Source organism: Methylobacterium sp. CCH5-D2, assembly GCF_001556475.1.
Classification (GTDB): domain Bacteria; phylum Pseudomonadota; class Alphaproteobacteria; order Rhizobiales; family Beijerinckiaceae; genus Methylobacterium; species Methylobacterium hispanicum.
In genome coordinates this window covers 1-2817 of sequence record NZ_LSIX01000326.1, presented here as the reverse complement: position 1 = coordinate 2817, position 2817 = coordinate 1, and the positions used below count along the sequence as shown (strand labels likewise).

3 protein-coding genes and 1 pseudogene are annotated in these 2817 nt (G+C 73.9%); 3 read left to right on the top strand and 1 reads right to left on the bottom strand.

Annotated elements, in window-relative coordinates; all coding sequences use genetic code 11:
• Positions 1 to 207: 207 nt before the first annotated feature.
• Positions 208 to 408: a hypothetical protein gene (locus AX737_RS08645; protein ID WP_156453604.1), complete on the bottom strand. Its 201-nt coding sequence runs from the start codon at positions 406 to 408 to the stop codon at positions 208 to 210.
• Between the two features lie 273 nt (positions 409 to 681).
• Between AX737_RS08645 and AX737_RS08640 the strand changes: the two genes are divergently transcribed.
• The 3 genes and pseudogenes from AX737_RS08640 to AX737_RS08630 form a co-directional block, all read left to right on the top strand.
• A complete protein-coding gene (locus AX737_RS08640) occupies positions 682 to 1680 on the top strand; it encodes a zincin-like metallopeptidase domain-containing protein (protein ID WP_066920633.1) in 999 nt (332 codons plus the stop codon).
• Entirely contained in the window at positions 1680 to 2456 is a 777-nt protein-coding gene (locus AX737_RS08635) for a hypothetical protein (RefSeq protein WP_066920631.1), read from the top strand. The genes AX737_RS08640 and AX737_RS08635 overlap by 1 nt, the downstream gene beginning before the upstream one ends.
• Positions 2453 to 2817, top strand: a pseudogene (locus AX737_RS08630) (hypothetical protein); the annotation flags it as partial. The gene AX737_RS08635 and the pseudogene AX737_RS08630, both read left to right, overlap by 4 nt.

Sequence of the window (2817 nt, the reverse complement as noted above, 5' to 3'; positions counted from 1 at the left end):
CTGCGCGACGGGGTGGGGGGCTGGACGCTCCCCGATGCTTCGATCCCAGCCCCTCGCGCGCCTCGCTCTTGCTGGCGCGCTGGTATACGCGAACGAGCGCTGCCGCCTCGGCGGGCAAAGTGTCCAACGGTCGGACGGTTTCGGCCGGGAGCGTCCCGGCGTTCTCGACGGTGCCGCGGAGCAGGACGAGCCGGCTGGCCGCCATCCTCAGAATTCCATACCGGAGATCGCGTCCGCCTCGATCGCCTCCGCCACGAGCGCGTCGATCTCATCGGGGACGTGGCGCGCTGCGCGGATCAAGCGGCGACGCAGGCGGGACAGCAGCACGAGCGACCCGCGCTCCTTGTCCAAGGCCGCGCCGGTCGCGCGGATGCGACGTGCGATGTCCACGCCGAGGTTGGCCAGCATGTCGCGGTCTTCGTCCGTCACGTTCGCCCCCACGCCGGGCTCGGCGACATAGCCGAGGCTTAACTTCCTCACCAAGCTCTCTACCAGCCCAGCGCCAAACTTTCGAGAAGGACGGTTATCGCCAGCTATGCCGGGGCGGTGATCGAAGCCGAGACTGCCTGAAGGGCCGGTCCTTCGAGGTGCGGCGTGCCGGAGTGAGAGGAGGGCCGGTGACGGCATGACGGGAGATCCGGTCGGAGAGAGGCTCCGGCGCCCGTCGCGAAAGTCCCACCGATGGCCCGCCGTCCCGACTCCGCCAAACCCCGCAGCGCCCGCGCCGAGACGGCGCCCGTCCAGCGCGTCGACCTGTACCGGCAAATCACCGACACGATCATCGCCCAGCTCGAAGCGGGCCGCGTGCCCTGGGTCCAGCCCTGGAGCGTCGGGCCCGGCACCGGCGCGGTGGCCATGCCCCGCAACGCCGCCACCGCCCGCGCCTACTCGGGCATCAACGTCATGCTGCTCTGGGCCGCCGGCATCGAGGCCGGCTACGCCACCCAGCGCTGGCTCACCTTCCGTCAGGCCCTCGGGCTCGGCGGCTGCGTGCGCCGGGGCGAGCGCGGCACGCCCGTCGTCTACGCCGACCGCTTCACCCCGCAGGACGAGCGCCAGCGCGCCGACCGCGACGGCGACGAGGCCCGCCAGATCGCCTTCCTGAAGCGGTTCACCGTCTTCAACGTCGCCCAGGTCGACGGCCTGCCCGAGGACCTGACCGTCCCGCCGCCCCCGCCGCGCGAGGACCTGATCGAGCCACGCTTCCGCGCGCTGATGGACGCCTCCGGCGTCACCATCCGCATCGGCGGCGACCGCGCCTTCTACCGTCCGGCCGACGACGTGGTGGTGCTGCCCCCGCCCGAGGCCTTCCACGAGCCGGTCAACTTCCACAGGACCGCGGCCCATGAGCTGTCCCACGCCGTCGGCCACGCCTCGCGCTTGAACCGGGAGATGAAGGGCCGGCACGGCAGCCCGTGCTACGCTCGGGAGGAGCTGGTCGCGGAGATCTCCGCGGCTTTCGTCTGCGCCAGCCTCGGCATCGTGCCGACCGTGCGCCATGCCGACTACATCGCCTCGTGGCTCGAGGTGCTGCGCGACGACGACCGCGCGATCGTGCGCGCCGCCTCGCACGCCAGCAAGGCCGCCGACTGGCTGCTCGGCCGCCTGCCCGACGGGGATCCGTCCGCTTCGGCCGAGGACAGCGATCACGCATCGCCGGCGATGGCGGAGGCGGCCTGATGCGCTTCCGCCGCTCGCCCCGATCCGAGCCCTACCGGGAGACCACGCGCAAGCGCGCGGCGTTCCTGCGCAAACAGCGTCTGGAGCGCGAGGCCCTGCCGCTGTTCGCCGAGGCGATCGCGGCCCGCCAGCACGGCGTCGACGCGGAGATGGCCCGCCGCGCCGTCTGGTGGGGCGAGGCCGAGCGCGCGCGCCGCGCCCAGCGCGCCGCCGACTGGCGGCGCATGCGCGCCCGGCTGTTCGCCTTCGACCCCGCGCTGCGCTGGACCATCCGTGCCCTGTGGCGGACCTGCCCCTATCCAGCCGATCCCCACAGCTTCGGCGACCTGCTGCACCAGATCGCCGTCGGGCGGATCGACCCGCACCGGCCGCCGTGGATCTTCCACGCCCCGACGCAGGCGCGCACCACCCCGAACCCGGCGACCTTCGACGAGGCCTTCCGCCGGATCGGGCAGCGCACGCGCGGGGGCGGCCCGAAGACCCTGCCGGCCGACGAGCTGATCTTCTGCGTCAATCTCGGCGCGGGCATCCTGTTCCTGACCTCGCGCGTGCGGCTGATCGAGCCCAACGAGAGCTTCTACACCTCCTCCAATCACCGCCTGCGCGACAGCCACGTCGGCCGCTCCGGGCACTGGGTCGAGATCGAGGTGCGCGGCCCGTGCTCGGACGCGGATCTCGCCCTGATCGAGCGCCTCGCGCAGGGGGCCGACACCCGGCCCGTGGCCGTCCACCGCGTCGACCCGCTCGCCGGCCGGCCGGGGAGGGACGCGGCATGACCAGCGCTCCCCACCCGCGGCCCGCTCGTCTTCTCGTGCTCGCCTGCTCGGCGACCAAGCGCGCCGATCCGGAGCCGATGCCGGCGCTCGCGCGCTACGACGGCCCGCTCTGGCGCACCCTGCGCGCCGCCGACCCCGGGGGCCGGCTCGCCCGGGCGGCGTTCCTGTCGGCCCGCTACGGCTTCCGCGAGGCCTCGACGCCGATCGCGGACTACGACGCGCGGCTGACCCCCGACCTCGCCGCCCGGATGATCGCCGGCGGCGTGACCACGCGCTGGCCACGTCCGCCCTCGCCGCGGCGGCCCGACACCTACGGGGTGCACGCCGGCGTCGAGATCGCGGCGATGACCCGGCACGGCGC